Origin of the sequence: Candidatus Oleimmundimicrobium sp. (assembly GCF_030651595.1) — a bacterium.
In the GTDB taxonomy this organism is placed as follows: domain Bacteria; phylum Actinomycetota; class Aquicultoria; order UBA3085; family Oleimmundimicrobiaceae; genus JAUSCH01.
Map to the genome: position 1 here is coordinate 1 of NZ_JAUSCH010000028.1, position 1,390 is coordinate 1,390.

Sequence of the window (1,390 nt, forward strand, 5' to 3'; positions counted from 1 at the left end):
ATACTGTTTGTTGTTGTGTTTGTAGGTATTAACGTTACCGATAATGCCTGATGCTGTTTTGAATCTCCACAGTTCACGACCTGATTGGGCATCAACTGCTTTCAGGTAACCTTCCAGCGTACCGTAGAACACAACATCAGAGGCAGTTGCTAACGCACCTGACCATACTGAGAAACGCACTGGGTTTGACCAGACGATTTTACCTTCACGAGCATCCCAAGCAATGAAGTTACCCAAGTGCGTGCTGCCTTCTGGTGGGTACATGCTCAATGTCGCACCAACGTATGGTTGACCGGCTACGTATTCAACTTCGAATGGTTCGTAGTCCATGCAAACATGGTTAGTTGGAACATAGAACAGACCAGTGCGTGGTGAGAATGCCGCTGGCTGTTGATCTTTTGTACCCAATGCTGCTGGGCAGATACCAGTGGTGTTCACGTCTTCACCGTTACGTGCAGTTGAGTATTTCGCTACACGATCAGGCAGACCAGTTTTCAGGTTAACACCTGTAGCCCAGTTAACTGCTGGGTCAAACTTTTCAGCAACCAACAATTCACCTGTTTCACGATCCATGGTGTAACCAAAACCGTTACGGTCAAAATGCACTAACATTTTACGCATTTGGCCTTTGATTTTTTGGTCTACCAGGATGTTTTCGTTAACACCATCATAGTCCCACTCATCGTAAGGCGTCATTTGGTAAACCCATTTCGCCATACCGGTGTCTAAATCACGACCCCACAAAGACATTGTCCATTTGTTGTCGCCTGGACGTTGTACTGGGTTCCAGGTAGATGGGTTACCGTTACCATAGTAGAACTGGTTCAGATCAGGGTCATAAGAATACCAACCCCAGGTAGTACCACCACCGATTTTCCACTGGTCGCCCTGCCAAGATTTCAATGAAGAATCTTTGCCAACTGGTTTCAGCATAGACATGGTTTTTTCTGCGTCAACTAACATTTCTGCGTCAGGACCAGTGCTGTAAGCTTTGTATTTAACGTTACCGTCTAAGTCATAAGCTTGAACATAACCACGAACACCAAATTCACCGCCTGAGATACCAACGATGATTTTGTCTTTAAATACGTGAGCAGCCGCTGTGCTGGTTGCGCCAACTTTTGGATCATCACGTTTGTCAGACCAAACGACTTCACCAGTTTTCATGTCTAATGCAACAAGGGTTGTATCAGCTTGGTTCAGGAAGATTTTGCCATCGCCATAAGACAGACCACGGTTAACGGTATCACAGCACATGACTGGTACAGTTTCATCGTAGTTTTGTTTTGGCTCATATTTCCAGATGATGGCGCCATCGTTGTTCAGGTCAAGAGCAAAAACGATGTTTGGGAACGCTGTATGAACGTACATAGTGCCGTCCATGACCAAA

General features: G+C 45.7%; 1 protein-coding gene. It reads right to left on the minus strand.

Annotation, left to right across the window (positions count from 1 at the left end; genetic code table 11):
• The coding region (locus Q7U95_RS01990; RefSeq protein ID WP_308751600.1) for a PQQ-dependent dehydrogenase, methanol/ethanol family at positions 1 to 1,383 on the minus strand (1,383 nt) is incomplete at its 3' end.
• Positions 1,384 to 1,390 lie beyond the last annotated feature (7 nt).